We start from the raw sequence: 26,250 nt of genomic DNA, 5'->3' as shown, positions 1-26,250 counted from the left end.
GGTGCCCCGCCCCCGACGGGCGGGACACGCTGACGTACCGCTGAACAACACCGACGCCGGCGATCTGCCCGCGAACGGTGGGTCGAGCCTAGAACCCGGCGCCGGACGGCGGGCCCCGAGACGCGCCGTCCGGCTGCGGGGCCGCGAGGCGCCACAGCCGGACGGTGTGCGTACAGCTCCGGGGACCGCTGCCGGCCCGGGTAACCGTGTGTGCTTACAGGTACTGCCCCGTGTTGGCGACGGTGTCGATCGAACGGCCGGACTCGGCGCCCTGCTTGCCGGTGACGAGCGTGCGGATGAAGACGATCCGCTCGCCCTTCTTGCCGGAGATGCGGGCCCAGTCGTCCGGGTTGGTGGTGTTCGGGAGGTCCTCGTTCTCCTTGAACTCGTCCACGCAGGCGGCGAGCAGGTGGGAGACGCGCAGACCGCGCTGACCGTGGTCGAGGAAGTCCTTGATGGCCATCTTCTTCGCGCGGTCGACGATGTTCTGGATCATCGCGCCGGAGTTGAAGTCCTTGAAGTACAGGACCTCCTTGTCACCGTTGGCGTAGGTGACCTCCAGGAAGCGGTTCTCCTCGGTCTCGGAGTACATCCGCTCCACGACCGACTGGATCATCGCGGCCACCGTCGCCTCGACGGAGCTGTCGTGCTCCTTGAGGTCGTCCGGGTGGAAGGGCAGCGACTCCTTGAGGTACTTGGAGAAGATGTCCTTCGCGGCCTCGGCGTCCGGGCGCTCGATCTTGATCTTGACGTCCAGGCGGCCGGGCCGCAGGATCGCCGGGTCGATCATGTCCTCCCGGTTCGAGGCGCCGATGACGATGACGTTCTCCAGCCCCTCCACGCCGTCGATCTCGGCGAGCAGCTGCGGGACGATGGTGTTCTCCACGTCCGAGCTGACGCCGGAACCGCGGGTGCGGAACAGCGACTCCATCTCGTCGAAGAAGACGATGACGGGCGTGCCCTCGCCCGCCTTCTCCCTGGCCCGCTGGAAGACCAGGCGGATCTGCCGCTCGGTCTCGCCCACGTACTTGTTGAGCAGCTCGGGGCCCTTGATGTTGAGGAAGTAGCTCTTCCCCTGGGGGCGGCCGGTGACCTCGGCGACCTTCTTGGCCAGCGAGTTGGCCACCGCCTTGGCGATCAGCGTCTTCCCGCAGCCGGGCGGACCGTAGAGCAGGACGCCCTTGGGCGGGCGCAGCTCGTACTCCTTGAAGAGGTCGGCGTGCAGGTACGGCAGCTCGACCGCGTCGCGGATCAGCTCGATCTGGTTGCTGAGGCCGCCGATCTGGCGGTAGTCGATGTCCGGGACCTCTTCGAGGACCAGCTCCTCGACCTCGGACTTCGGCACGACCTCGTACACGTAGCCGGAACGGGGCTCCAGCAGCAGGGCGTCCCCCGCCCGGATGTTGGTCTCGCGCAGCGGTTCGGCGAGGCGCACCACCCGCTCCTCGTCGGTGTGGCCGAGAACCAGGGCGCGTTCGCCGTCCTCCAGGACTTCCTTGAGGGTGACGATCTCGCCGATGCGCTCGAAGGCCATCGCGTCCACGATGTTGAGGGCCTCGTTGAGCATCACTTCCTGGCCGCGCCGCAGTTCGTCGAGGGCGACGTTGGGGCTGACGTTCACGCGGAGCTTGCGCCCGCCGGTGAAGATGTCCGCGGTCCCGTCCTCGTTCGCTTCGAGGAAGGTGCCGAAGCCGGCCGGGGGCTGTGCCAGCCGGTCCACTTCCTCCTTGAGGGCCACGATCTGGTCGCGGGCCTCGCGCAGGGTGGAGGCGAGCCGTTCGTTCTGGGCGGTCACGCCCGCCAGGTTGGTCTGGAGCTCGACGATCCGCTCTTCGAGGATCCTCGAATTGCGCGGCGAGTCGGCGAGCTTGCGGCGCAACACTGCGATTTCCTGCTCTAGGTACGAGACCTGAGCGGCCTCGTCGGAACCACGAGCGGGCCTGCCGGTGCTGCGGTTGTAGTCGTCATCGTGGGCTGCCACGGTCCTCACCTCCTCCGGGGAGCTGGACGCTTCCAGACCCTACCTGGGACCAGGGGTCCGTAAACCCCTAGATCAAGAAAGATGGAACGGGCGTGTCCGATCTTCGCCCCAGCGTGCTTCCCCTCTGCATAGGGGATACCCACCGCGCACCACCCAAAGCGGGCCAGATGTATCGTCGAGCGAAGTGATATCCGATCGCGACCGCCACTCCGGCTCCGATCGTTGTACGAATGGCGGGATTGCTCCAGGAATAGGGCGACCCGGGACAGAAACGGCAGGGGACCATGTCGGTGACCGAGCAGACGGCTGCGGCGACCGAGGCGCTGGAGGTGTGGATCGACCAGGATCTGTGCACCGGCGACGGAATCTGCGTCCAGTACGCACCGGAGGTCTTCGAGCTGGACATCGACGGCCTCGCCTATGTCAAGGGGCCGGACGACGAACTGCGCCAGCAGCCCGGGGAGAGCGCCCCGGTGCCGCTGACGCTCCTTCAGGACGTGGTGGACTCGGCGAAGGACTGCCCCGGCGACTGCATCCACGTGCGCCGGGCGTCCGACCGGGTCGAGGTGTACGGGCCGGACGCCGAGTAACCGCCCCGAGGCACCGGGCCTGAGCGCCCGGAGGCGAGCGGGCGAGTTGCTGTCAGGCCACGGAGACCGGGGCGGCGGTCTGGGAGCGTTCCCAGCCGCCGCCCTTGTGCGTCCAGCTGAGGTCGAGTGAGATGTCGGGCCGGAAGCGCGGCACGTCCTCGCTCGAATACCCCTGCGCGTGGCCGGTGATGGCGCCGTCGGAGCGCACCGCGAGCCGGTTCACGGTGAGGTTCTCGCGCTCGGGGAGCAGGGTGGCGACCACCGCGGGGCGGCCGTCGGAGCCGAAGCCGAGCAGGAAGACGGCGTCCGGCGGGGTGCCGGTCTCGGTGTCGCAGTGCGCCGCGACCACCGTGCCGGGGCGGCCGCCGCCGAGTTCGGCGGGCACGCTGAGCACCGTCTTCACCGGGAACGGTCCGCAGTCCAGCGGGAGTTGGACCTCGGCCGGATCGGGGGCCGCGCTCGCGGCGAGGGCCTTGGGAGTGCCGTGCCCGGGCACCGGGGTGCCGGTCGCCGGGGAGGCGGCGAGGGCGGCGGCCACCACCGCGCCGCAGCCGGCCAGGGCGAGGGCCCAGTGCCAGGGGGCGGTGCGCGCGTGCCCGGGCCGGGTGCGGCCCCGCGGTGTCTGCTGTCCAGCCGTCGCCGTCGTCCCGACCGCGGTCTCCACCAGGCGTCCCCTCCAGAGCTCCAGGAGCTGGTCTGCGTGAGCGAGCATCCTCCCACACCGTGCTGACGGAAATGCCGGCCGGGGCGTTGCAGGGGCGGGCCGGCCACGACAAAAGGGGTGGCACGAGAATTCTCGTGCCACCCCTGTTCCGGTTGTGCGGACTCAGCCCAGGTCGGGCTGGTCGGTGTCGCCGGCGCGGGCGGCCTTGCGGGCGGCGGCGCGCTCCTGCAGCGACGGCTCGGGCGCCCCGCTGTCGTAGTCCTCGCCGTACGCGCCCTTGGCCGGGCGGCGGCGGCGCAGCGGCGGCTCGACGCCGTCCGCCAGGCGGCGGGCGGTGAGCAGGAAGCCGGTGTGGCCGATCATCCGGTGGTCCGGGCGGACGGCCAGGCCCTCCAGGTGCCAGGTGCGGACCATGGTCTCCCAGGCCTGCGGCTCGGTGAAGGTGCCGTGGTCGCGCAGCGCCTCGACGGTCTTGGACATCTGCGTGGTGGTGGCCACGTAGCAGCAGATGAGGCCGCCGGGGACGAGCGCCTTGGAGGCGACGTCCAGGCACTCCCAGGGGGCGAGCATGTCCAGGATGATGCGGTCGACGTCGGTCTCGACCAGGTTGTCCTGGAGGTCGCCGACGGTGAGCTTCCACGCCGGGTGCGACCCGCCGAAGTAGCGCTCGACGTTCCCCTTGGCGATGTCGGCGAAGTCCTGCCGGCGCTCGTAGGAGGCCAGCATGCCCTGCTCGCCGACGGCGCGCAGCAGGTACGTGCTGAGCGCGCCCGAGCCGACACCGGCCTCGACCACGCGGGCGCCGGCGAAGATGTCGGCCATGGCCAGGATCTGCCCCGCGTCCTTGGGGTAGATCACGGCGGCGCCGCGCGGCATGGACAGGACGTAGTCGGGGAGCAGGGGGCGCAGCGCGAGGTACGGGACGTTCCCCGTGGTGCGCACGACCGTGCCTTCGGGGGCGCCGATCAGCTCGTCGTGGGGGAACGCACCCTTGTGGGTGTGGAACTGGTTCCCGGCCTGGAGCGTGAACGTGTAGTGGCGACCCTTGGGGTCGGTCAGCTGGACCTGGTCCCCGACCTGGAAGGGCCCGCGTCGGCGGGCGGCACCGGTCGGTTCGGACATGCGGCCAATCCTAAGGGAAGCGTGCGCTCCGGCCGACCACGGTGATCACCGCCCGGTGGTCACCACCCCGCGGTCACCGCCCGGCGACGGCCGCGGTCAGCCGCTGCTCGATGTCGGTGAGCGCGACGACGCCGTACACCCGGCCGTCCGCCTCGATCACCAGGTACTCCCCCGCCGGGGTGGCCTGGACGGCCCGCAGCAGCTCCTCGCCGCTCAGGTCGGCGTCCAGTCTCAGCCCGGGTTCGAGGTCGCGGGCGAGCGGGCCGACGGCCACCCAGGGGCGGCGGTGCTCGGGTACGCCCCGGACCGCGGACTCGCGGACGATGGCGATCGGCTCGCCCCGGCCGTCCACCACGACCACCGCGCCGGCCCGGGCCTCGTGGGCGCGGCGCATCGCCTCGCCGAGCGGGGTGTCGGCGGTGACCTCGACGGCCCGCCGGGCCAGGTCGCGCAGCCGCAGGGCGGGCAGCGCCTCCTTGAGCCGGGCGTTGCGCACGCTGCCGGTGGCGCCGTTCCAGATGATCGCGGCGAGCACGGCGGCCAGCACCGCGTCCACCAGGGTGTCGGTGGTGCTGCGCTCGACCCCGCGGGCGGCGCTGACCAGCGGCAGGCCGAACAGCACCGCGACCGCCAGCGCCCGGCCGACCCAGGCGGCGACCACGGTGCCGGTCATCGCCTTGCCGGTGACCGCCCAGACGACGGCGCGCAGCATCCGCCCGCCGTCCAGCGGCAGGCCGGGCAGCAGGTTGAAGGCGGCGACGACCAGGTTGGAGACCATCAGGCCGGTGAGCAGCACCCCGGGCACGGTGGCGAGGTCCACGGCCCGTACGGCGAGGTAGAACAGGCCGCCGAGCGCCAGGGACAGCAGCGGGCCGACGAAGGCCAGCCAGAACTCCCGCCAGGGCGTGGTGGCCTCGTTCTCGATCTCGGAGACGCCGCCGAAGAACTGCAGCTGGATCCGCCGCACCCCGAGCTTGTAACGCAGCGCGACCAGGGTGTGGGCGAGCTCGTGCACCAGGACGGAGGCGTAGAAGGCGACCGCGAAGGAGAACGCGACCAGGTAGCGGGCGCCGCCGAGGTCGGGCAGCACGTCGCCGAGCTGCCCGCCGAACACCCAGGTGATCAGCGCGGCGATGACGAACCAGGAGGGGGTGACGTAGACGGGCACGCCGAAGGGCCGGCCCATCAGGAGGCCGCCGCTGCGCTCCGGCGGCTTCCCGGTCGGGCGGCCGCCGTCGTCCTGCGGTGGCTGGTCGGAGGTCTGCTGCCCCCTGCTGTCGCTCACCGTGATCCCTTCGGTCGTCTCCCCCGTCGTGCCCCCGGTGCGCCCACGCTACGTGATCGCGGCACCGCCGGGGCCTCGCGCCCCTCTTTCTGCCTTCATACCCATTGCGCGGGCCGCGGTGGCAGCCCGGTGGCAGTCAGATGACAGCGAAGGGCAATAGGGTCGTAGCCATGCAGCAGACCGACACCACCAGCACCACCGGGGCCCCGGTGCGCCCGGCGGCGCCTCCGACCGGCCTGTCCCCGTCCCGGGCGGGGGACTTCCTCACCTGCCCCCTGCTCTACCGGCTGCGGGTGATCGACCGGCTGCCCGAGCCGCCGAGCGCGGCGGCGACCAGGGGCACGCTGGTGCACGCGGTGCTGGAGCGGCTGTTCGACAGCCCGGCGGCCGAGCGGACGCCGGAGCGGGCGCTGGGCCTGCTGCGCCCCCAGTGGGAGCGGCTGCTGGGAGAACGGCCGGAGCTGGGCTCGTTGTTCCCGGACGACCCGGACGGCGCGGCGCTGACCCGCTGGCTGGCGGACGCCGAGAAGCTGGTCGGCCAGTGGTTCCGGCTGGAGGACCCGACCCGGCTGCACCCGGTGGAGCGGGAGCTGTACGTGGAGACGGCCCTGGACTCGGGGCTGCTGCTGCGCGGCTACATCGACCGGGTGGACGTCGCCCCGACCGGCGAGGTCCGGCTGGTGGACTACAAGACCGGCCGGGCGCCCTCGCGGGACTTCGAGGGCAAGGCGATGTTCCAGATGAAGTTCTACGCACTGGTGGTGTGGCGCTGGAAGGGCGTGATCCCCAAGCGCCTCCAGCTGGTGTACCTGGGCGGCGGCGGGGACGTGGTCAGCTACGACCCGGACGAGGCCGACCTGCTCGCGGTGGAGCGCAAGCTGCAGGCGCTGTGGGAGCGGATCGGCCACGCGGTGGCCACCGGGGACTTCCCGGCCACCCGCAACCGCCTCTGCGACTGGTGCGACCACCAGGCCAGCTGCCCGGAGTTCGGCGGCACCCCGCCGCCGTACCCGCTGCCGCTGCCACTGCCGCCGGCCCGTACGTCGGAGGAAGACGATCCCAACGGGGGATCCGATGATCAAGGAGTGTCCTAGGTGACGATCCGAGTGCTGCTGGTCGACGACCAGCCGCTGCTGCGCACCGGTTTCCGGATGATCCTGGAGGCCGAGTCCGACCTGGTGGTGGTCGGTGAGGCCGGCGACGGTCAGCAGGCGCTGGACCAGGTGCGGGCGCTGCAGCCCGACGTGGTGCTGATGGACATCCGGATGCCCAGGATGGACGGCGTCGAGGCGACCCGCCGGATCGCCGGCCCGGGGCGGGACGGCCCGGCCAAGGTGCTGGTGCTGACCACCTTCGACCTGGACGAGTACGTGGTGGAGGCGCTGCGCGCGGGTGCCAGCGGCTTCCTGCTGAAGGACGTGCCGGCCGAGGAGCTGGTGCAGGCGATCCGGGTGGTGGCGGACGGCGCGGCGATGCTGGCTCCGAGCATCACCCGCCGGCTGCTGGACATGTACGCCACCAAGCTGCCCTCGGGCGACGAGGCGCCGCCGCAGGCACTGGGGGCGCTGACCGAGCGCGAGCTGGAGGTGCTGAAGCTGGTGGCGCGCGGGCTGTCGAACGCAGAGATCGCGGCCGAGCTGTTCGTCAGCGAGACCACGGTGAAGACCCACGTCGGCCACGTGCTGACCAAGCTCCAGCTGCGTGACCGGGTGCAGGCCGCGGTGTACGCCTACGAGAGCGGGCTGGTGCGCCCGGGCGCCCTGTAGGGGCTCCTGCGGGCCCCCAGGAGCCCTCCAGGGCGGCCCGCAGCGGCCGGTGAACGGCCCGCAGAAACGTGACGGCGGCCCGTCCGCTCCCCCGTGGTGACGAGGGAGCGGACGGGCCGCCGTCGTATCGGTACTACTTGCTGTTCCGGCTGATCTCCCAGAAGCGGAAGAAGCCGGTGGTGTCGACGGTGGACTCGACGCCGGTGACGTACGAACGCGCCGCGTAGAAGGCCTTGTTCTGGTACAGCGGGATCAGCGGCGCGTTCTCGGCCTCGATCTGCTGGATCTGCGCGTAGCCGGGCGAGGCGGCGCTGCGGTCGGCCTGCTTGAGGCCCTCCGGCACCAGCTTCCCGCTGATCCGCGGGTCGTCCCAACCGTGGTGGTAGGCACCGCCGTTGACCAGCAGCGGGGCGATGTAGTTGTCCGGGTCCGGGTAGTCGGCGAACCAACCGATGACGTACGCCTGGTACTTGCCCTCGGCCCAGCCCTTCTTGTACGCGTCCCAGTCCGGCTCCTGCTGGACGGTGACCTGGAAGAGGCCGCCGGCCTCCAGCTGCTTCTTCAGCGTGTCGGCCTCGTTGCTGCCGGCCCGCGAGCGGGACCAGGTGAGGTTCAGCTTGACCGGGGTCTGGACCTTGGCGTCGGTCAGGATCTTCTTGGCCTTGGCCAGGTCCTGGTCGCCGTAGCGGTCGAAGAAGGCGGTGGTGTGGCCGGTGACGCCGGCCGGGACCATCGCGTACAGCGGCTGGACGGTCCGGGCGAAGACGTCGCGGGCGAGCGCCTTGCGGTCCACCAGCTGCGCGGCGGCCTGGCGGACGGCGACGTTGCCGCCGACCGCGTCCTTGGTGTTGAAGACCAGCGAGCGGGTGTCGTTGCTGTCGCCCTCGGTCACCTGCAGGTCGGTCTTGCCGCCCTGCTGGTCGGCGCGGATCTGGGCGGCGGTGTTCGGCTCCAGGCTGTTGTCGGTGAGGTCGACGTCGCCCTTGTCCAGCGCGGCCTTCAGGTCGTCGGCCTTGTCGAAGTACCGGACGGTGAACTTGTTGTTGCGCAGCTTGGCGTCGCCGCCGTACTTGTCGTTGGGCGACAGGACGACCTTGCCCAGCTGCTTGCCCGACGTCTCGACCGAGTCGATGCGGTACGGGCCGGAGCCGATCTGCTTGTCGTTGGGCAGCGCCTTGTCGGCCGGGTAGACCTGGTGGTCGACGATGGCGCCGGCCGGGGTGGCCAGCTTGGCCGGCAGGGTGGCGTCGGGCGCGGTGAGGTGGAAGAGCACCTCGGTGTCGCCCTTGGCCTCGACGGACTTGATCGAGGAGAGCAGCGAGACCGGGCCGTTCTCGTCGTTGATCTTCCGGGTGCGCTCGATCGAGAAGACCACGTCCGCGGCGGTCAGCGGGTGGCCGTTCGAGAACTTCAGCCCGGGCCGCAGGGTGCAGTGGTACTCGGTGGCCTCGCTGCTGGTGAACTCGCAGGACTGCGCGGCGTCCGGGGTGGGCGTGCTGGCGGCCGCCGGGAAGGTGAGCAGCGACTGGAAGGCGTTGCGCATGACCAGCCAGGAGCCGGAGTCGTAGGACATCGCCGGGTCCAGCGTGCCGGTCAGCTGGGCGGTGCCCATGGTGATCGACTTGCCGCTGTCCCCCTTGACGGCGTCGGTCACCGATCCGCAGCCGGCCACCGTCACGGCGACCAGACCGGCACAGCCGAGTACTGCGAGGCGTTCAGCTGAAGTCTTCACGGGGCGCGTCCTTATCGGTGGCACGAAACCCGAGTAGCGTGCCATATCGAACACGCACGACCGATACCCGCGCAGATGACGTTTGGGACACGGTGGTTACGGGCAGCGCGGCCGCGACCGACGAGATGTCGGTCAATGCCCTTTTTCTCCCCCGATCCCCCCGGATCGGAGCCCCCTGACGCCCCGTACCGGCCGGTAGGGGCGGTCCGCAATGAGAGGACAATCACACTCGACGGTCACCCGCGGGTCACACCCGCGAGGCGACCAGCGAGCGCAACAGATCGAGGTCGACCTGCTCCAGCGAGGGCAGCACCAGCCGTCCGGGGGCCGGCTCGATCGCCGCCACCGAGGGCACCGCGATCACCGGGCAGCCGGCCGCCTCGCCCGCGCTCACCCCGGTCGGGGTGTCCTCGACCACCACGCAACGGGCCGGCTCCGCGCCCAGCCGGCGGGCCGCCTCCAGGTACGGGTCCGGGAACGGCTTGGTGCGCGGCACCTCGTCCCCGCCGATGGTGAAGGCGAAGTGGTGGGCGCCCAGCGAGCGCAGCACGATGTCGATCACGTGCCGGTGCGAGGCGGACACCATGGCCGCCGGGATCCCGTGCGCGGCAAGGGTGTTGAGGAGACGTTCGGCGCCCGGCATGAGCGGCACGCCGCCCGCCAGCAGGTCCACGAAGCGCTGGTTGACCAGGACGCCCAGGTCGGCCGGTGCGATGTCCACGCCCGTCCGGGCGACCAGGTAGTCCATCACCCGGGTCATCGGGCCGCCGACCACGTGCGCGCGGTCCGCCTCGTCCAGCTCGTGGCCGAGCTCGGCGAAGAGCGAGACCTCGGCCTGCCACCAGAAGTCCTCGGTGTCCACCAGGGTGCCGTCCATGTCCAGCAGGACCGCCTGCAGACCGCGGTCGTCACCGTGGTCGAGGACCCGGGTGGCAGTGGGGCTGGTGGTCATGGGCGGACGTCCTTCCGGCAGGCCCCGGGGAGCCCCCGGGGATGGCACAGGCCGGCCCGCTGGTGAGCGGACCGGCCCGTTCAGGATCATCCAGGATACGCCCGCTTCGTCCGAAAAGAGCGAACGGAGGGGGACCGAGGCGTTACCGGGCGTTGAAGTACTTCGCCTCCGGGTGGTGGATCACGATCGCGTCGGTGGACTGCTCCGGGTGCAGCTGGAACTCCTCGGAGAGCACCACGCCGATCCGCTCGGGCTTCAGCAGCTCGGCGATCTTGGCGCGGTCCTCCAGCTCGGGGCAGGCCCCGTAGCCGAGCGAGAAGCGGGCGCCCCGGTACTTGAGCGCGAACATGTCCTTGACGTCCTGCGGGTCCTCGCCGGAGAAGCCCAGCTCGTAGCGGACCCGGGCGTGCCAGAACTCGGCCAGCGCCTCGGCCAGTTGGACCGAGAGGCCGTGCAGCTCCAGGTAGTCGCGGTAGGAGTTCCCGGCGAACAGCTCGTTGGCCGCCTCCGAGATCCGGTTGCCCATGGTGACCACCTGCAGGCCGACGACGTCCCGCACGCCCGACTCCTCGGGGCGGAAGAAGTCGGCCAGGCAGAGCCGGCGCCCGCGGCGCTGGCGCGGGAAGGTGAAACGGGTGCGCTCGGTGCCGTCCTCGTGGAAGACGATCAGGTCGTCGCCCTTGGAGTTGGCCGGGTAGTAGCCGTAGACCACGGCCGCCTCCAGCCAGCCCTCGGTCTGCAGCCGGTCCAGCCAGGCGCGCAGCCGCGGCCGGCCCTCGGTCTCCACCAGCTCCTCGTACGACGGCCCCTCGCCGCTGCGCGCCGCCTTCAGGCCCCACTGCCCCTTGAACAGTGCGTCCTCGTCCAGCCAGGAGGCGTAGTCGGCGAACGGGATGCCCTTGACGATCCGGTCGCCCCAGAACGGCGGGGTGGGCACGGTGTTGTCGACGGCGACGTCGGAGCGGATCTGGCCGAGGTTGACCTCCGGCTCCGGCTCCGCCACCTCGACCCGGGCGTGCCGGCGCTGCTTCAGCTCCGGCAGGGCGGCGCCGGGCACGCCGCGCTTGACCGCGATCAGCGCGTCCATCAGCCGCAGGCCCTCGAAGGCGTCCCGGGCGTAGCGGACCTCGCCCTCGTAGATCTCGTGCAGGTCCTGCTCGACGTAGGCCCGGGTGAGCGCGGCGCCGCCCAGGATCACCGGGTAACTCGCGGCCAGCTTGCGCTGGTTGAGCTCCTCCAGGTTCTCCTTCATGATCACGGTCGACTTCACCAGCAGCCCGGACATGCCGATCACGTCCGCGTTGTGCTCCTGCGCGGCGTCCAGGATCGCCGAGACCGGTTGCTTGATGCCCAGGTTGACGACGTTGTAGCCGTTGTTGGACAGGATGATGTCGACCAGGTTCTTGCCGATGTCGTGGACGTCGCCCTTGACGGTGGCCAGCACGATGGTGCCCTTGCCCTCGTCGTCGGACTTCTCCATGTGCGGCTCCAGGTGGGCCACCGCGGTCTTCATCACCTCGGCGGACTGCAGCACGAACGGCAGCTGCATCTGGCCGGAGCCGAACAGCTCGCCGACCACCTTCATGCCGGCCAGCAGGGTCTCGTTGACGATCTCCAGCGCCGGGCGCCCGGCCAGCGCCTCGTCGAGGTCGGCCTCCAGGCCGTTGCGCTCGCCGTCGATGATCCGGCGCTGCAGCCGCTCCTCCAGCGGGAGCGCGGCCAGCTCCTCGGCCTTGGAGGCCCTGACCGAGGCCGAGGAGACGTTGGCGAACAGCTCCAGCAGGCGCTGCAGCGGGTCGTAGCCGTCCCGGCGGCGGTCGTAGACCAGGTCGAGGGCGACCTCGCGCTGGTCCTCGGGGATCCGGGAGATCGGCAGGATCTTGGAGGCGTGCACGATCGCGGAGTCCAGGCCGGCCTCCACGCACTCGTGCAGGAAGACCGAGTTGAGCACCACGCGGGCGGCCGGGTTGAGGCCGAAGGAGATGTTGGACAGGCCGAGCGTGGTCTGCACATCGGGGTGGCGGCGCTTCAGCTCGCGGATCGCCTCGATGGTCTCGATGCCGTCCCGGCGGGACTCCTCCTGGCCGGTGGCCAGGGTGAAGGTGAGGCAGTCGACCAGGATCGAGCCCTCGTCGATGCCGTAGTCGGCGGTCAGCTCGGCGATCAGCCGCTCGGCGATCGCCACCTTCGCGTCGGCCGTACGGGCCTGGCCCTCCTCGTCGATGGTGAGCGCGATCAGGCCGGCGCCGTGCTCGCGGGCCAGCGAGGCGATCTTCCCGAAGCGCGAGTCGGGGGCGTTGCCGTCCTCGTAGTTGACCGAGTTGAGCACCGCGCGGCCGCCCAGGGCCTCCAGGCCGGCCCGCAGCACGTCCGGCTCGGTGGAGTCCAGCACGATCGGCAGGGTGGAGGCGGTGGCCAGGCGGCCGGCGATCTCCTTCATGTCGGCGACACCGTCGCGGCCGACGTAGTCCACGCAGAGGTCCAGCAGGTGGGAGCCGTCCCGGATCTGGTCTCGGGCGATCTCCACGCAGGCCTGCCAGTCGCCGGCCAGCATCGACTCGCGGAACTTCTTGGAGCCGTTGGCATTGGTGCGCTCGCCGATCGCCAGGTACGAGGTGTCCTGGCGGAACGGCACCGCCTGGTACAGCGAGGCCGCCGAGGGCTCGGGCTGCGGGGTGCGCGGGGCGATCTCGCGGCCCTGGACGCGCTCGACCACCTGGCGCAGGTGCTCGGGCGTGGTGCCGCAGCAGCCGCCGACCAGCGAGAGGCCGTACTCGCGGGTGAACACGTCGTGCGCGTCGGCCAGTTCGGCCGGGGTGAGCGGGTAGTGCGCGCCGTCCTTGCCGAGCACCGGCAGGCCCGCGTTGGGCATGCAGGACAGGCCGATCCGGGCGTTCTTGGCCAGGTAGCGCAGGTGCTCGCTCATCTCGGCCGGGCCGGTGGCGCAGTTGAGGCCGATGTAGTCCACGCCGAGCGGCTCCAGCGCGGTGAGCGCGGCGCCGATCTCGGAGCCGAGCAGCATGGTGCCGGTGGTCTCCACCGTCACCTGGACCAGCACCGGCAGGTCCAGCCCGGCCTCGGCCAGGGCGCGCTTGGAGCCGAGGATGGCGGCCTTGGTCTGCAGCAGGTCCTGGCTGGTTTCGACCAGCAGCGCGTCGGCGCCGCCGGCGATCAGGCCGGCCGCGTTGCGCTGGAAGCCGTCGCGCAGCGTCTCGTACGGGGCGTGGCCGAGGGTGGGCAGCTTGGTGCCGGGGCCGATCGAGCCGAGCACCCAGCGGAGGCGGCCGTCCGCGGCGGTGTGGGCGTCGGCCACCTCGCGGGCGATCCGGGCGCCGGCCTCGGACAGCTCGTGGATGCGGTCGGAGATCTCGTACTCGCCGAGCGCGGAGAAGTTGGCGCCGAAGGTGTTGGTCTCCACGCAGTCCACGCCCACCTCGAAGTAGGCCTCGTGGACGGAGCGGACGATGTCGGGCCGGGTGATGTTGAGGACCTCGTTGCAGCCTTCGAGGTTCTGGAAGTCCTCCAGCGTCGGGTCCTGGGCCTGGAGCATGGTGCCCATCGCACCATCGGCCACCACCACCCGGGTGGCGAGCGCTTCACGCAGCGCGTTCGCGCGGCTCTGCGGAGTGACGGACGGACTGGCTGCAGTGGCCATGGGGCTTCTCCCTGGTGCGACGGCTGTCGGCTTTGCACGCCCGCTTGCTCGGGCACGCACGTGGCCAGGGTATCCGGCCCACGGCTCGGGCTGCGGGCCCATTCCGTATCCTGAGCGTTCGACCGAACGGGGGGAGCGACCGCGTGGCCCGATTCCGGACCGGCGCGCGGCGGATCGGCGGGGCCCTGGCGGTCCCGTTCCGGGCGCTGCGCGACCGCTGGCGAGGCTGGTCCTGGTGGCGACGGACCCTGCTGGTCCTGGTGCTGGCGGCGGCCGTGCCCGCCACCGCACTCGGCTCGGTGTTCGTCACGATCCGACTGCACTACACGGGTGAACCCCCGGCCGAGGCCCGCACCCGGGGCCGCGACGCGCTCTGGCTCGGCCACGCCTGGGTGGACGGCCGCAAGACCGAGACCGACGTGGCCGGGCTGGTCCACCAGCTGGCCGGCACCGGCATCCGGGACCTGTACGTGCACACCGGCCCGCTGGAGCACGACGGCACCCTGCCGCCCGCCGTCCACCCCCGGGCCCGCTGGTTCGCCGACACCGTCCACCGGGAGCTGCCGGGCGTGCGGGTGCAGAGCTGGCTGGGCGACGAGGTCAAGCCGGAGAAGGACGCCATGGACCTGGAGGACGCCCCGACCCGGGACCGGGTCACCGCCTCCGCCCGCCAGGTGCTGGACCTCGGCTTCGACGGCGTGCACTTCGACATGGAACCGATCCGCCCGGGTTCGGCCGGCTGGCTGGCCCTGCTCGACCAGGTCCGCCCGGTCACCGCGGCCCGCGGCGCCAAGCTCTCGGTCGCCGCCCCGCAGATCGACCCCGTCCCCGGCCTGCACACGGCCGGCATCCTGCTCACCGACCACGGCAAGTGGTGGGACGGGGCGTACTTCGCCGCGACCGCCCGCCGGGTCGACCAGGTCGCGGTGATGACCTACGACACCTCGATGCCGACCGCTCCGCTGTACGGCGGCTACGTGGCCCAGCAGACCGAGCTCGCCCTGCAGGCCACCCCGGCCGACGTGGACCTGCTGATCGGCCTGCCGTTCTACTGGGACGACAAGTGGGGCCACTGGGGCGACGCCGAGACCGTCCCGGCGGCCGTCCGCGGCGTCCGGCTGGGCCTGGGCCGGGAGGACCCGCGGCGGGCGAACTTCGGCGTCGCGCTGTACGTGGACTTCGCCTCGACGCCCGGGAACTGGGCGGACTACCGCAGCGGCTGGGTCGACGTCCGGTAGCCGTCAGGCGGCCATCCGGTGGGCCAGGGCGCCCAGGTAGCGGTGGATGGTGCTGTCCTCGCCGACGACGTAGTGCGAGACGGCCCGGTACAGCGGCCGGCGCACCTCGCCGCGCTCGGTGACGGTCAGCGAGCAGCCCGGCCCGGCCGGGGTCAGCACGTACGTCCAGGTGCCGCCGTAGGGCAGGTCCGGGTCGGCGATGCCGGTGACCAGGCGGTGCGGGGCCTCGCTGGCCACCACCTCGTACGTGGTGTGCCCGTGCCGGTCGTACTCGCGCCAGCGCTCCCGGCCGCCGGCCGCGGCGGGCAGCCGCTCGACGTGGGTCAGGCCCGGGCGCCAGGCCGGGTAGAGGTCGATGTCGGTCAGCACGTCCCAGACCGCGCCGGGCGACTGGGCGAGCTCCAGGCCGCCCTCGGTGACGTGCTCCACCGGCAACCGGCGCCCGGCGCGGTCCGCCGCCAGCACTGCGGCACCGGCCAGCGCGACGGCGCCCGTGCCCGCGCCGATCCACAGCCATCGCTTCATCGGTCCGGCCCCTTCCGCCCGGCCCCCGCCCGTTCATCATCGCGCCGTCCCGCCGGCGCGGCACGCCGTCGGGCCGGGCCGCCGGGCGGAGGCGGTCCGGCCCCGGCCGCGGGCTGACGCCCCGTCGGGCCGGGCCGTCCCGATATCCGCTGGATCGGCACGGCCGGCTCCCCCAGACTGTCCCGGTGCCCGGTCACGGGGCGCATCAAAGCCCGTAGGCTGGGCAGGTAGGGACCATGGGGCGAGGCGTTCCATGGGTGACGAGAGGTTCGACAGTCGGCAGCAGGCCCGTCGGCGCCCGGCAAGCCGGCCGAGGCGGCGCCGGTCCGACCGCCGACCGGAGGGAGACGCTGGGTGATCGAGTTGGAAGATGTTCCCGAGTTGATCGACCCGGTCATGGTCTGCGCCTTCGAGGGCTGGAACGACGCGGGTGACGCCGCCTCCGCGGCTCTGGCGCACCTGGACGAGACCTGGGGCGGCAAGGTGTTCGCCGCCCTGGACGCGGAGGACTACTACGACTTCCAGGTCAACCGGCCCACGGTCTGGCTGGACGGCGGCATCCGCCGGATCACCTGGCCGACCACCCGGCTCTCGGTGATCCGGGTCACCGAGCCGACGACCAGGGACGTCGTGCTGGTGCGCGGCATCGAGCCGAGCATGCGCTGGCGCTCGTTCTGCAACGAGCTGCTGGGCTTCGCGCACGAGCTGGGCGTCGAGCTGGTGGTGATCCTGGGCGCGCTGCTCGGCGACACCCCGCACAGCCGCCCGGTGCCGGTCAGCGGTGTCACCTCCGACCCCGACCTGGCCCGCCGGCTGGACCTGGAGGAGAGCCGCTACGAGGGCCCGACCGGCATCGTCGGCGTGCTCCAGGAGGCCTGCACGCACGCCGGGGTCCCGGCCGTGACGCTCTGGGCGGCGGTGCCGCACTACGTCTCGCAGCCGCCGAACCCGAAGGCCACGCTGGCCCTGATCAACAAGCTGGAGGACCTGCTGGACCTGCGCATCCCGCCGGGCGAGCTCGGCGAGGACGCCCGGGCCTGGCAGCTGGGCGTGGACCAGCTGGCCGCCGAGGACAGCGAGGTCGCCGAGTACGTCCAGCAGCTGGAGGAGGCGCAGGACACCGCGGAGCTGCCGGAGGCCTCGGGGGACGCCATCGCCCGCGAGTTCGAGCGTTACCTGCGCCGCCGGGAGAACGTCGGGCCGACCGGCGAGAAGCCGGTCGCCGGGCACGCCACCGCGGAGCGGCCGGCCGAGCCGGAGCCGCCGGGCCCGGGCCGGGAGAGCCCGGACGGCGCCGAGGAGGAGTAGCCGCCTCGGCCCCAGCAACGCCGAAGGGGCGTCAGGACCGGTGTCCTGACGCCCCTTCGGCGTTGCGGCTGAGGGACCTGCAGCCGTCCTGGGGAGCTACAGCGCGACGCCGAGCAGGGCGTCCACGGTGCGGGTCACCAGGCCGGGCGCGCCGATGTCGGTGCCGCCCTCGGTCTCCTGCCGCTCCACCCAGCGGTCGACGGCGGCCAGCGCGGCGGGCGCGTCCAGGTCGTTCGCGAGCGCCGTACGGACCTCGGCGAGCAGCTGCTCGGCCGCGGGGCCGTCCGGCCGGGAGACCGCGGCGCGCCAGCGGGCGAGGCGCTCGACGGCCTCGTCCAGGACGCTCTTGGTCCACTCCCAGTCGGCGCGGTAGTGGTGCGAGAGCAGCGCCAGGCGGATCGCCGCCGGGTCGACGCCGTCGCGGCGCAGCGCCGAGACGAAGACCAGGTTGCCGCGGGACTTGGACATCTTGTGGCCGTCCAGGGCGACCATGCCGGCGTGCACGTACGCCTTGGCGTACGGGTGGGTGCCGGTGGCGACCTGGGCGTGCGCGGCGCCCATCTCGTGGTGCGGGAAGGAGAGGTCGCTGCCGCCGCCCTGGATGTCGAAGGACATGCCGAGGTACTGCAGCGCGATGGCGACGCACTCGATGTGCCAGCCGGGGCGGCCGTGGCCGAGCTCGGTGTCCCAGGCAGGCTCGCCCGGGCGGGCGGCCAGCCAGAGCAGGGCGTCCAGCGGGTTGCGCTTGCCCGGGCGGTCCGGGTCGCCGCCGCGCTCGGCGAAGACGGGGCGCATGGCCTCGCGGGTGAGGCCGGAGACCTCGCCGAAGTGCGGGTCCGCGTCGACCGAGAAGTAGATGTCGCCGTCCACCCGGTAGGCCGCGCCGGAGGCCAGCAGCTTCTGGACGATCGGGACGATCCACGGGATCGACTCGACGGCGCCGATGTAGTGGGCCGGCGGGAGCAGCCGCAGGGCGGTCATGTCCTCGCGGAACAGGGCCGTCTCGCGCTCGGCGAGGGCCGTCCAGTCCTGGCCGGTCTCGACGGCGCGCTGCAGCAGCGGGTCGTCGACGTCGGTGACGTTCTGGATGTACAGGACGTCGTGGCCGGCGTCCTTCCAGACGCGCTGGACCAGGTCGAACGCGTTGTAGGTGGCGGCGTGGCCCATGTGGGTCGCGTCGTAGGGGGTGATGCCGCAGACGTAGATCCGGGCGGTGCCGTCCTGCGGCACCACCTCGCGGACCGTGCCCGCTGCGGTGTCGTGGATACGGAGAGGGAGCCCCTGACCAGGCAGGGCGGGAACCTCGGAGGCGGGCCAGGCATGCATGGAAACAACTTTAACCTTGCGAACATTTGAAAGCCTAACCAGTAAGCAAGATCGACTGGATTCGCTTCCTGTCGTTGCCTGACCGCTTCCCGACTGGTATTGGACCTTTCGATGCACCTTCGCCGCACGGAGATCGGTCCGGATTCCGGACCGCGGTGAGCGCCCGGTCGGCCCTGCTGCCGACCGGGCGCCCGGCTCTCCGGGAGGCGGCCGGAGCCGCTACGACCGCTGCTGCCAGAGGGCCGGTACGTTTGGCGGCTCCCAGCCGACCATGGCGGTGTGCGCCTGGAGGCAGACGTAGGAGACGCCGGAGTAGGTGACGCGGTCGCCCGCGCGGTAGGCGGTGCCCGGGGTCCAACTGCCGCTCGGCGGCCGGGTGGGCGTGGAGGTCGGGGTCGGGGTCGGCGTGGGCGTCGGGCTCGGGGTGCCGGGGGTCTGCGGCACGTCCAGCACGAAGTCGTAGCTGCCCTCGCGGATCGGGCCGTTCTGCCGCACGTTCATCAGCAGCCGGGCGTCGTAGATGGAGTCCGTGCTGTTGCGCGGCTCGCCCGGGAAGTACAGCTGGGTGGTGACGATCGGGCGGCCGGGGGCCTGGAGCTTGACGTGGAGGTGCCGGGTACGGCCGGGGTAGAGGCCGGGCACGATGGTGTCCAGCCTGAACGCACCGCCCGCGTCGGTGAACTGGTGGCCGCGGAAGGTGTAGCCGACGTTGTCGTAGGCGCCGTTGTCGTCGGCCTGCCAGAAGTCCAGCAGCACGCCGGGGACGGGCCGGCAGGCGCGGCCGAAGACGTAGCCGATGACGGCCAGCCGGGTGCCGGGGCCGTCGCCGACCATGGAGCTGCGCAGCGGGGAGTCGGGCTTGAAGTAGGGGCCCTCGGTCTGCTCGATCGTGGGGTCGTCGCCGTCGTGGCACTCGGGGGTGAGCTCCGGCGCCCGGCCGGTGCCGACCTGGTCGCGAGCCAGGGCGACCCCGCCGCCGATCAGCAGCGGGGCGGCCCCGAGCGCGGCGGCGGCCTTCAGTACGGTCTTGCGACTGATCATGCGGTCGGGCATGGGCATGCGCCGTCTCCTTCTCGTGAGGCGGGAAGCGAAGGGCGGAGGGGCGGCCCTTGCCATGGTGGGGGCATGACAAGGACCGGACCGACCGCACGCCCGTACGCGCCGGACCGACCGCCGACGCCACTCCTCGGGCCAGCAGCAAAACTACGGGCCGTCCGGTGCGACCGCGATGGACATGATCCGGGGATCGTGGTGATTTCCGTCGACCTTGGCCCGGAACTCCCCCGGCGTCATCCCGGTCTCCCGGCGGAAGAAGCGGCAGAAGTACGCCGGATCCACGAAGCCCGCTTCCTTCGCCACCTGGCGGATCGTCAGATCGGTACAGGCGAGCAGCCGCTTGGCCTCCAGGGTCTGCTGCCGGCGGATCAGTCCGCCCGGAGTGCGGCCGGTGGCCTGCTTCACCAGGGTCTGCAAGTGCCCCGGAGAGACACCGAGTTCCTGGGCGGTGGAGGCCACCGAGTGCCGCACCCCGCCCGGCCGGGCGATCAACCGGGTGAAGGCGGCCGCCACTTCGGCCGGGCGGCTGGGCACCAGCGGCCGGTCGTCCGGGGCGCAGGCGCGCAGCGCCCGGACGATCAGGATGTGCAGACTGGCCCGCAGCACGCCCTGGTAGCCGGGCGCCCTGGTCAGGTACTCGTGCTCCATGTCGGCGAACAGGGCGCCGATCGCGTCGGCCTGCCCGCCGAGCGCGAGGGCGGGGCGGGCGGCCAGCGCCCGCAGGGCGGCGAGGTCCTGCGGGTGGCCGAGCAGGAAGTCCTCGTTGAACAGCACGACCCGGCCGGCGAGGCCTTCGGTGTCCGCCCAGTAGTGCACCTGGCCGGGGGTGATCACGCACAACTGCGGTGGTGCCAGCGGCCGCTGGACGAGGTCCAGGACGTGGGCGCCGCGGCCGCCGGTGACGTGGACCATCTCGTAGAACGAGTGCCGGTGGGGGAAGCCGGCCCGGGAGAGCGGGCCGATCGCGTCGAAGCTGCCGATCGCGAAGGGGAGCAGGTGGGGCAGCGGGACCTGGAGACGGTGCAGCGGCAGGTCCGGCGTGGTTCGGGGGGCGGGGGTGGGGGTGGTCCGTCGCGCGTCCATCGGAGCAGTGTGCGACCTCCTCCGGGGACCGGTCCAGACCACCAACTCCCGTACGGGAACCCTGCCTTGGCCCGAAGCGGCCGCTACACCGGCGGCCAGGGGATCGCCGGCCAGTCCTCGGAGGGCAGCGGATGGCGGCCGGAGTCGCGCAGCTCGGCCACCCGGGCCCGGGTGGCCGCCAGCTCGGCCTGCGTCAGGTGCGGGGCCAGGCGCTCGGCCAGTTCGCCGTCCAACTGCTCGGCCAGCCGGGCCAGCACCTCCAGCGCCTCGGCCGGCAGCGGGTCGCCGGCCCAGCCCCAGAGCAGGGTGCGCAGCTTGCCCTCGGTGTTGAAGGTGACGCCGTGGTCGATGCCGTACACCCGCCCGTCGGCGGCCGGGATCAGATGGCCGCCCTTGCGGTCGGCGTTGTTGAGCACCGCGTCCAGCACCGCGAGCCGGCGCAGCCGCCCGTCGTCGTGGTGCACCAGCAGCGCGGTGCGCCCGCCCTCGACCTCGGCCCGGATGATCGGCAGCCAGCCCTCCTCCGGGCCGCGCGGGTCCTGCAGCGCGAGCAGCGGCTCGGCCTGCGGGTCCGGCTCGACCCACAGCTGCACCATGCCGGGCCCGTGCGGGCCCTCGCGCAGCACGGTCGGCGGGATCAGCGCCCAGCCCGTCGCCGCGGACAGCTCGTAGGCGGCGACCTCACGGCCGGCCAGGGTGCCGTCCGGGAAGTCCCACAGCGGGCGCTCGCCGGCCACCGGCTTGTAGACGGCCTGCGCGCTCAGCGAGCCGTGCGCGACCGTGCAGTACAGCGCGGCGTTGGAGGCGTCGGTGAGGCGGCCGTGCACGGTCAGCTCGCCCTGGCGCAGCAGCGCGAGGGCGGTGGGCACGTCGGCGGCCAGCGCGGCCGCCGACGCCGGGTCGGCCTGGGGCGGGGTCTCGGTGTTCAGCGCCGGTAGCCGTTCGCGCGCGGGCACAGGTGGCCCTCCGGGTCGAGCGGCAGGTTGCAGAACGGGCAGGGCTTGCGGCCGGCCGCGACCAGGTCCAGCGCGCGCTTGGCGAACACCCGGGCCATCGCACCGGACAGCCGCACCCGCAGCATGTCCGGGCCGGTGTCGTCGTCGGTGAAGACCGTCTCGGCGCCCTCCTCGTCCTCCTCGTCCTCGACCAGCGCCTGCGCCTCGACCACCAGGCAGCCGTCCACGCTGTCCCAGGCCAGGGCCATCGTGCCGACCCGGAACTCCTGCTCCAGCGGCAGGTCGAGCGGCGCGGTGTCGAGCAGGTCCTTGGGGGCGGTGGCCGGGATGGCGGTGTCGCCGCCGCTGCGCCGCAGCGCCTCGTCCAGCACCTCTTCGATGCGCTCGGCGAGCGCCGCGACCTGGGTCTTCTCCAGCAGCACGCTGGTGATCCGGCCCCGGGCGCTGGCTTGCAGGTAGAACGCCCTGGCGCCGGGCTGGCCGACGGTGCCGGCCACGAACCGTTCGGGCTGGTCGTAGAAGAAGACCTGACGGGGCACGCTCTCGCTCCGGATCGTGTCGGTCGGCGCGGATCCGCCGTGGGGGATCGCGGGTTTCGGGACTCGTTAGTCACCCTACGACCTCCGGGCTCCGGCCGGGGAGCCGAGCCGACGGCCGGGGGGATGGCACCCGGGGTCTCGGGTGGTGACGTGCGGGCGCTGACGCCCGGGCAGTCACGCGCGGGAGGGACGCCGGCGGGGCTGCCGGCCCGCGTCGCGGGTGGCCGCGGTCAGGCGGTGCCGCCGACCACCGCGTCGCCGGCCGGGGTGACCGGGGCCGCGCCGGTCCGCGGTGCGAGCGAGGAGAGGTCGCCGGTGTCGCCCATTCTCAGCACGAAGGGCCGCTGCGGGGTGTACCGGATCGCGGTGACCGAGCCGGGCTCGACGCTGATCCGCTGGAAGTGGTCCAGGTGCAGGCCGAGCGCGTCGGCCACCACCGCCTTGATCACGTCACCGTGCGAACAGGCGATCCAGACCGCGTCCTCGCCGTGCTCGGCGGCGATCTTCCCGTTCCACTCGCGCACCGCGCTCACCGTGCGGTGGCTCAGCTCGCGCAGCGACTCCCCGCCGGGGAAGGCCGCGGCGGCGGCGTGGTCCTGCACGGTGCGCCACATCGGCTCCTTGGCCAGCTCGGCCAGCGGACGGCCGGTCCAGTCGCCGTAGTGGCACTCCCCCAGCCGCTCGTCCTCGGCCGGGGCGCCCAGCTCGGGCCGGGCGGCCAGCAGGGGCTCCAGCGTCTGGCGACAGCGCTCCAGCGGGCTGCTGACGGCCTGCACCAGCGGGATCCCGGCCAGCCGGTCGGCCAGCGCGGCGGCCTGCCCGCGCCCGGTGTCGTCGAGGTCGACGCCGGGGGTCCAACCGGCCAGGATTCCGGCGGTGTTCGCGGTGGAGCGGCCGTGACGGACGAGCAGCAGGGTGGGCATGGGGCTCAGCCTACGGCCTCCGGGCCCGGCCGTGGAGGCGGGTTACCGTCCGGTTATCCGCCCGGGCGCCCGGGGCGGTCTCGGTCGGCCGTCCTGCCCGCCGAGCCGCCTCGCCACCGAGCCGACGACACCGGCCGCCGGCACCGGCCGGTGGACCCGCACCGCACCGGTCCTGTGCCCGGAGGCCGCGGTCGGGTGACAATGGCCCGCATGATCGTCCACTGCGCCGCCTACTCCGACGGCCGCCGGATCGAGGCCCCCGCCGACCTGGCCGGTGCGCTCGCCGCCGCCCGCGCGGCCGGTCCGGACGGCTTCGTCTGGATAGGCCTCTTCGAACCCACCGCCGAGGAACTCGACCACGTCGGCAAGGAGTTCGCGTTGCACCCGCTGGCCGTCGAGGACGCCGTCAGCGCCCACCAGCGCCCCAAGGTGGAGGCCTACCAGGGCTCGCTGTTCGTCTCCCTGAAGACCCTCGGCTACGCCCCCGGCGCGCATGTCGTCACCGTCGGCGAGGTGATGGTCTTCCTCGGGCCCGACTTCGTGATGACCGTCCGGCACGGCGCGGACTCCCCGCTCGGCGGCCTGCGGGCCCGCCTGGAGCAGGAACCCGAACTGCTGCGCTTCGGGCCCAGCTCGGTGCTGCACTCGGTCGCCGACACCGTCGTGGACGGCTACATGGAGGTGGCCACCGCACTGCAGAGCGACCTGGACGAGCTGGAGGCGGACATCTTCACCCCCAGCCGGGTCGGCCGCGACACCGCCGGGCGGATCTACGGCTACAAGCGCCAGGTGATGTCCGTACGCCGCGCCACCGGCCCGCTGCTGGAGCCGATGCTGGCGCTGGAGCGCGGCGCCCGATTCGTCCGCCCCGAGGCAGCGCCCTACCTGCGGGACGTCGCCGACCACCTGGCCCGGGTGAACGACCAGGTGGACGGCATGGACCGGCTGCTGTCCGACATCCTCAACGCCAACCTGGCGCAGGTCAGCGTGCAGCAGAACAACGACATGCGGAAGATCTCGGCCTGGGCGGCGCTGGCCGCCGTGCCGACGATGATCGCCGGGATCTACGGGATGAACTTCGACGACATGCCCGAGCTGCACCAGCCCTGGGGGTACCCGGCGGTACTGGTGCTGATGGCCGTGGTCTGCGTGGTGCTGCACCGGGTGTTCAAGCGGCACGACTGGCTGTAGCGCCACTCGAACACGCTCAGGCGCTTACGCCAGCCCGGCGCGCTCCAGGGCCGCGACCCCGGTGCGCAGCGCCTGGATCCGCTCGTCCAGGGTGAACCCGGCCGGGGCCACGGTCAGTGTGGTGACGCCCGCGTCGGCGTATGCCTGCATCCGGTCGGCGATCCGGGCGGTGTCGCCGATCAGCGAGGTGGCGTCGACCAGGTCGTGCGGGACGGCGGCCGCGGCGCCCGCGTAGTCCTTGGCCAGGTACTTCTCCTGGATCTCGTCGGCGGCCTGCTCGAAGCCCATCCGCCGGGTGAGCTGGTTGTAGAAGTTCTTCTCCTTGCTGCCCATGCCGCCGATGTAGAGCGCGGCGTAGGAACGCAGGGAGTCGACGGCGGCCTTGATGTCCTCGCCGACGGCCAGGTTCACGGTCGGGCAGAGGTCGAAGCCGTCCAGCGTCTTCCCGGCCTTGGCGCGGCCGGCGGTCAGCGGGTCGAGGGAGAGCGCGGAGTGCTCGGGCGAGAAGAAGATGCCGAGCCAGCCGTCGGCGATCTCGCCGGTGAGCTCCAGGTTCTTCGGGCCGATCGCGGCGATGTACAGCGGGATGTGCTCGCGGACCGGGTGCACGGTGAGCTTGATCGGCTTGCCCGGGCCGCCGGGCAGCGGCAGGGTCCAGTGCGCGCCCTCGTGGACCAGGCGCTCGCGGGACATCGCCTTGCGGATGATCTCCACGTACTCGCGGGTGCGGGCCAGCGGCTTGTCGAACTTCACGCCGTACCAGCCCTCGGAGACCTGCGGGCCGGAGACGCCGAGGCCCAGGCGGAAGCGGCCGCCGGAGAGGGTGTCCAGGGTCGCCGCGGTCATCGCGGTCATCGCCGGGGTACGGGCCGGGATCTGGAAGATGGCCGAACCGACGTCGATCCGCTCGGTCTTCGCGGCGACGTAGCTCAGCACCGTCGCGGCGTCCGAGCCGTACGCCTCCGCCGCCCAGCAGACCGCGTACCCGAGCCGGTCCGCCTCCTGGGCCACGGCGATGTTGTCGGCGTCCATGCCGAGTCCCCAGTAGCCGAGGTTGATACCGAGTCGCATCTGCCGCACCTTCCAGTGGGTTGGGTTGTGGCGAGGGTAACCGCGCCCGCGCCGGACATGCTACTGACGGGTAGTGGTGGGGTGGGTCACACCCGCACCACCTCCTCCGGCGGTGATCGTTCTGCGGGTCTGCACACCTGCCCGCACACCGGCCGCTACGCTCAGCCGACGTGGGAGAGCACTCTCCTCACCTGCGCTTTCACAGGGCCACCGGGGCGCCCGGGGCCACCGGCCAGTGGAGGGCCCGTCCGATGGAAAAGCGTCACCTGGGCCGTACCGGTCTGCAGGTCTCCCGACTCGGCCTCGGCACCATGACCTGGGGCCGCGACACCGACGAGCACGAGGCCGGCGAGCAGCTCAAGGAGTTCGTCGACGCCGGCGGCAACCTGATCGACACCGCCGACGTGTACGCCGACGGCGGCGCCGAGTACCTGATCTCCCGGCTCACCGACAACCTGATCCCCCGCTCCGACCTCGTCATCGCCACCAAGGCCGGTAGCGTCCCCGACTCCGCGCGCCGCTTCGACGGCTCGCGCGGCCACCTGCTCGCCGCCCTGGACGACTCGCTGCGCCGCCTCGGCACCGACTACGTCGACCTCTGGCAGGTGCACTCCTTCGACCCGACCACCCCGGTCGAGGAGACGCTCAGCGCCCTCGACATCGCCGTCTCCACCGGGCGCGCCCGCTACGTCGGCGTCTGCGACTTCAGCGGCTGGCAGCTCGCCAAGGCCGCCACCTGGCAGCGCGCCCACCACGGGCGGGTGCCGCTCGCCGGGGCGCAGCTGGAGTACTCGCTGCTGCAGCGCGGAATCGAGCGCGAGGCGCTGCCCGCCGCGCTGGACGACGGGATCGGGGTGCTGGCCGGCTCGCCGCTCGGGCGCGGGGTGCTCACCGGCAAGTACCGGCACGGCGTCCCGCAGGACTCGCGCGGCGCCTCGCCGTACCTCACCGGGTTCGTCCAGCCGTACCTCGGGGAGCGCTCGCGGCGGATCGTGGACGCCCTCGCCACCGCCGCCGACGGGCTCGCCAGCAGCCCGCTGGCGGTCGCGCTGGCCTGGGTCCGGGACCGCCCCGGGGTGGCCAGCGCGCTGGTCGGGGCACGGACGGCGACCCAGCTGCAGGCGGCGCTGTCGGTGGAGGCACTTACGCTTCCGGGTGAGATCCGCAGTGCGCTGGACGACGTGTCGTCCCCGGTGCACCGCTACCCGGACCAGGGGTGGACCGAGCTGTGACCAGTCGGCCGGGTCGTCGAGCAGAACGCGCAGTGGAGTGACCTTTGGAGCGGAC

General features: G+C 72.4%; 22 protein-coding genes. 7 read left to right on the top strand and 15 right to left on the bottom strand.

Translation table 11 applies throughout. From position 1 onward, the window contains the following. Positions 1 to 214: 214 nt before the first annotated feature. A complete protein-coding gene (gene arc / locus CRP52_RS25895; protein WP_097238586.1) occupies positions 215 to 1,981 on the bottom strand; it encodes a proteasome ATPase in 1,767 nt (588 codons plus the stop codon). Between the two features lie 284 nt (positions 1,982 to 2,265). Here arc and CRP52_RS25890 point away from each other — a divergent pair, with 284 nt between their 5' ends. After that, positions 2,266 to 2,571: a ferredoxin gene (locus CRP52_RS25890; RefSeq protein WP_030055585.1), complete on the top strand. Its 306-nt coding sequence runs from the start codon at positions 2,266 to 2,268 to the stop codon at positions 2,569 to 2,571. 52 nt (positions 2,572 to 2,623) lie between these two features. On the opposite strand, the gene CRP52_RS25885 is transcribed toward CRP52_RS25890, so the two are convergent. From CRP52_RS25885 to CRP52_RS25875, 3 genes are all read right to left on the bottom strand, one after another. Beyond that, positions 2,624 to 3,283 carry a hypothetical protein gene (locus CRP52_RS25885; RefSeq protein ID WP_143685827.1) on the bottom strand — a complete coding sequence of 220 codons (660 nt, stop codon included), beginning with the start codon at positions 3,281 to 3,283 and terminating at the stop codon, positions 2,624 to 2,626. A 114-nt stretch (positions 3,284 to 3,397) separates the two neighbouring features. Continuing rightward, positions 3,398 to 4,357: a tRNA (adenine-N1)-methyltransferase gene (locus tag CRP52_RS25880; RefSeq protein WP_097238584.1), complete on the bottom strand. Its 960-nt coding sequence runs from the start codon at positions 4,355 to 4,357 to the stop codon at positions 3,398 to 3,400. 73 nt (positions 4,358 to 4,430) lie between these two features. Next, complete coding sequence (locus CRP52_RS25875) at positions 4,431 to 5,648, bottom strand: site-2 protease family protein (protein ID WP_097238583.1); 1,218 nt, start codon at positions 5,646 to 5,648, stop codon at positions 4,431 to 4,433. Positions 5,649 to 5,812: 164 nt separating this feature from the next. Here CRP52_RS25875 and CRP52_RS25870 point away from each other — a divergent pair, with 164 nt between their 5' ends. Continuing rightward, a complete protein-coding gene (locus tag CRP52_RS25870) occupies positions 5,813 to 6,736 on the top strand; it encodes a RecB family exonuclease (RefSeq protein WP_097238582.1) in 924 nt (307 codons plus the stop codon). Next, entirely contained in the window at positions 6,737 to 7,408 is a 672-nt protein-coding gene (locus CRP52_RS25865; protein ID WP_049650980.1) for a response regulator, read from the top strand. Between the two features lie 133 nt (positions 7,409 to 7,541). Here CRP52_RS25865 and CRP52_RS25860 read toward each other — a convergent pair whose 3' ends face one another. The 3 genes from CRP52_RS25860 to metH form a co-directional block, all read right to left on the bottom strand. After that, positions 7,542 to 9,140 (bottom strand): ABC transporter substrate-binding protein, encoded by a 1,599-nt coding sequence (locus CRP52_RS25860; protein ID WP_179852921.1) that lies wholly within the window; start codon positions 9,138 to 9,140, stop codon positions 7,542 to 7,544. 247 nt (positions 9,141 to 9,387) lie between these two features. Beyond that, on the bottom strand, positions 9,388 to 10,092 hold the full coding sequence (locus tag CRP52_RS25855) for an HAD family hydrolase (protein WP_097238580.1): 705 nt from the start codon (positions 10,090 to 10,092) through the stop codon (positions 9,388 to 9,390). 142 nt (positions 10,093 to 10,234) lie between these two features. Continuing rightward, positions 10,235 to 13,747, bottom strand: coding sequence for a methionine synthase (gene metH / locus CRP52_RS25850; protein ID WP_097238579.1), 3,513 nt, complete (start codon positions 13,745 to 13,747; stop codon positions 10,235 to 10,237). Between the two features lie 143 nt (positions 13,748 to 13,890). On the opposite strand from metH, the gene CRP52_RS25845 reads away from it, so the two are divergent. Next, positions 13,891 to 14,985 (top strand): glycosyl hydrolase family 18 protein, encoded by a 1,095-nt coding sequence (locus CRP52_RS25845; protein ID WP_107474906.1) that lies wholly within the window; start codon positions 13,891 to 13,893, stop codon positions 14,983 to 14,985. A 3-nt stretch (positions 14,986 to 14,988) separates the two neighbouring features. Here the strand turns inward: CRP52_RS25845 and CRP52_RS25840 are convergent, their stop codons facing one another. Further along, on the bottom strand, positions 14,989 to 15,510 hold the full coding sequence (locus CRP52_RS25840; protein WP_097238578.1) for an SRPBCC family protein: 522 nt from the start codon (positions 15,508 to 15,510) through the stop codon (positions 14,989 to 14,991). A 354-nt stretch (positions 15,511 to 15,864) separates the two neighbouring features. Here CRP52_RS25840 and CRP52_RS25835 point away from each other — a divergent pair, with 354 nt between their 5' ends. Then, positions 15,865 to 16,818, top strand: coding sequence for a PAC2 family protein (locus CRP52_RS25835; protein ID WP_097238577.1), 954 nt, complete (start codon positions 15,865 to 15,867; stop codon positions 16,816 to 16,818). A gap of 96 nt (positions 16,819 to 16,914) precedes the next feature. Here the strand turns inward: CRP52_RS25835 and mshC are convergent, their stop codons facing one another. The 6 genes from mshC to CRP52_RS25805 form a co-directional block, all read right to left on the bottom strand. Beyond that, on the bottom strand, positions 16,915 to 18,144 hold the full coding sequence (mshC, locus tag CRP52_RS25830) for a cysteine--1-D-myo-inosityl 2-amino-2-deoxy-alpha-D-glucopyranoside ligase (RefSeq protein WP_097238576.1): 1,230 nt from the start codon (positions 18,142 to 18,144) through the stop codon (positions 16,915 to 16,917). 219 nt (positions 18,145 to 18,363) lie between these two features. Next, entirely contained in the window at positions 18,364 to 19,203 is an 840-nt protein-coding gene (locus CRP52_RS25825; protein WP_218893116.1) for a carbohydrate-binding protein, read from the bottom strand. A gap of 144 nt (positions 19,204 to 19,347) precedes the next feature. Next, entirely contained in the window at positions 19,348 to 20,283 is a 936-nt protein-coding gene (locus tag CRP52_RS25820; protein WP_097238575.1) for a helix-turn-helix transcriptional regulator, read from the bottom strand. 83 nt (positions 20,284 to 20,366) lie between these two features. Further along, positions 20,367 to 21,239 (bottom strand): SCO1664 family protein, encoded by an 873-nt coding sequence (locus CRP52_RS25815; protein WP_097238574.1) that lies wholly within the window; start codon positions 21,237 to 21,239, stop codon positions 20,367 to 20,369. Further along, on the bottom strand, positions 21,209 to 21,778 hold the full coding sequence (locus CRP52_RS25810) for a DUF3090 domain-containing protein (protein WP_097238573.1): 570 nt from the start codon (positions 21,776 to 21,778) through the stop codon (positions 21,209 to 21,211). The genes CRP52_RS25815 and CRP52_RS25810 overlap by 31 nt, the downstream gene beginning before the upstream one ends. A 230-nt stretch (positions 21,779 to 22,008) precedes the next feature. Beyond that, positions 22,009 to 22,701, bottom strand: coding sequence for a histidine phosphatase family protein (locus CRP52_RS25805; protein WP_097238572.1), 693 nt, complete (start codon positions 22,699 to 22,701; stop codon positions 22,009 to 22,011). Positions 22,702 to 22,911: 210 nt separating this feature from the next. Here CRP52_RS25805 and CRP52_RS25800 point away from each other — a divergent pair, with 210 nt between their 5' ends. After that, positions 22,912 to 23,892 carry a magnesium and cobalt transport protein CorA gene (locus CRP52_RS25800; protein ID WP_097240347.1) on the top strand — a complete coding sequence of 327 codons (981 nt, stop codon included), beginning with the start codon at positions 22,912 to 22,914 and terminating at the stop codon, positions 23,890 to 23,892. A gap of 24 nt (positions 23,893 to 23,916) precedes the next feature. Here the strand turns inward: CRP52_RS25800 and CRP52_RS25795 are convergent, their stop codons facing one another. Beyond that, positions 23,917 to 24,963, bottom strand: coding sequence for an LLM class F420-dependent oxidoreductase (locus CRP52_RS25795; RefSeq protein WP_097238571.1), 1,047 nt, complete (start codon positions 24,961 to 24,963; stop codon positions 23,917 to 23,919). A 251-nt stretch (positions 24,964 to 25,214) separates the two neighbouring features. On the opposite strand from CRP52_RS25795, the gene CRP52_RS25790 reads away from it, so the two are divergent. Next, positions 25,215 to 26,195 carry an aldo/keto reductase gene (locus CRP52_RS25790; RefSeq protein WP_097238570.1) on the top strand — a complete coding sequence of 327 codons (981 nt, stop codon included), beginning with the start codon at positions 25,215 to 25,217 and terminating at the stop codon, positions 26,193 to 26,195. Positions 26,196 to 26,250 lie beyond the last annotated feature (55 nt).

The sequence above is a fragment of the Streptomyces sp. 1331.2 genome (assembly GCF_900199205.1).
Taxonomy (GTDB): domain Bacteria; phylum Actinomycetota; class Actinomycetes; order Streptomycetales; family Streptomycetaceae; genus Kitasatospora.
This window is presented reverse-complemented; position numbering and strand designations above follow the sequence as displayed.

Coding starts and splice junctions, on each gene's coding strand:
- CRP52_RS25890 (WP_030055585.1), top strand. CDS start 2,266: ATGTCGGTGACCGAGCAGACGGCTGCGGCGACCGAGGCGCTGGAGGTG.
- CRP52_RS25885 (WP_143685827.1), bottom strand. CDS start 3,283: ATGCTCGCTCACGCAGACCAGCTCCTGGAGCTCTGGAGGGGACGCCTG.
- CRP52_RS25880 (WP_097238584.1), bottom strand. CDS start 4,357: ATGTCCGAACCGACCGGTGCCGCCCGCCGACGCGGGCCCTTCCAGGTC.
- CRP52_RS25870 (WP_097238582.1), top strand. CDS start 5,813: ATGCAGCAGACCGACACCACCAGCACCACCGGGGCCCCGGTGCGCCCG.
- CRP52_RS25855 (WP_097238580.1), bottom strand. CDS start 10,092: ATGACCACCAGCCCCACTGCCACCCGGGTCCTCGACCACGGTGACGAC.
- metH (WP_097238579.1), bottom strand. CDS start 13,747: ATGGCCACTGCAGCCAGTCCGTCCGTCACTCCGCAGAGCCGCGCGAAC.
- CRP52_RS25840 (WP_097238578.1), bottom strand. CDS start 15,510: ATGAAGCGATGGCTGTGGATCGGCGCGGGCACGGGCGCCGTCGCGCTG.
- mshC (WP_097238576.1), bottom strand. CDS start 18,144: ATGCATGCCTGGCCCGCCTCCGAGGTTCCCGCCCTGCCTGGTCAGGGG.
- CRP52_RS25825 (WP_218893116.1), bottom strand. CDS start 19,203: ATGCCCATGCCCGACCGCATGATCAGTCGCAAGACCGTACTGAAGGCC.
- CRP52_RS25820 (WP_097238575.1), bottom strand. CDS start 20,283: ATGGACGCGCGACGGACCACCCCCACCCCCGCCCCCCGAACCACGCCG.
- CRP52_RS25805 (WP_097238572.1), bottom strand. CDS start 22,701: ATGCCCACCCTGCTGCTCGTCCGTCACGGCCGCTCCACCGCGAACACC.
- CRP52_RS25800 (WP_097240347.1), top strand. CDS start 22,912: ATGATCGTCCACTGCGCCGCCTACTCCGACGGCCGCCGGATCGAGGCC.
- CRP52_RS25795 (WP_097238571.1), bottom strand. CDS start 24,963: ATGCGACTCGGTATCAACCTCGGCTACTGGGGACTCGGCATGGACGCC.
- CRP52_RS25790 (WP_097238570.1), top strand. CDS start 25,215: ATGGAAAAGCGTCACCTGGGCCGTACCGGTCTGCAGGTCTCCCGACTC.